The 708-nt window shown below is 42.8% G+C and carries 1 protein-coding gene; it reads left to right on the top strand.

Annotated elements, in window-relative coordinates; translation table 11 throughout:
* A partial coding sequence (locus tag LD39_RS20205; protein ID WP_035552801.1) for an SPFH domain-containing protein occupies positions 1-708 on the top strand: 708 nt, incomplete at both ends.

Raw genomic sequence — 708 nt, 5'->3', positions numbered from 1 at the left:
GATTGACTTGACTTCATTCCAGCTGCAAGTCAACTCAGAGAAAGCGTACACGAAAGAAGGAATACCTGTGCGTGTAGCAAGTACAGCTGTAATCAGTATCGGTAGTGAGCTTGAAATTATGGCGAATTTCGCTGAGAAATTTCTTGGTAAAAAACAAAAGGAACGTGAGTCCGAATTGAAGGATGTACTAAACGGTCACCTACGTTCGATTATCGCGTCTCTTCCGATTGAAAAAATTTATAACGACTTTAAGGAAGTAAATACGCAAGTGAAGAAAATCGCAGAGTCGGACCTTAAGGGGATGGGCTTTGAGATTACATCATTCGCTTTGAACGATGTAGAAGATGTCGATGTTGAGAATGGGTATATTGATGCGTTAGGCCGTCCACATATCGCGGAAGTTCAGAAAAAAGCCAATATGGCGGAATCAGATGCTACAAAAGAAACACGAATCTACCAGGCGAAAAACGATCAGGAAGCTCAGGACGAAGAGAACCGTCGCTTGACTTCAGTAGCGGAATCAACAAAGGATAAAGACATTAAAGAAGCGGAATTCCAAAAAGAAACGAACCGCGCGAAAGCAAATGCAGAGCAAGCGGGAGAGATCGAACGCCAAAAACTTGCTCAGCAAATCAAAGAAGAAGAACTGAAAGTACAATACATCGAGAAGCAGCGTGCCGTTGAGCTTGAGGAAGAAGAAAACAAACG

This window comes from Halobacillus sp. BBL2006 (genome assembly GCF_000786645.1).
GTDB lineage: Bacteria > Bacillota > Bacilli > Bacillales > Halobacillaceae > Halobacillus.
Note: the sequence above shows the minus strand (reverse complement) of the source record. Positions and strands in the feature narration are given on the sequence as shown.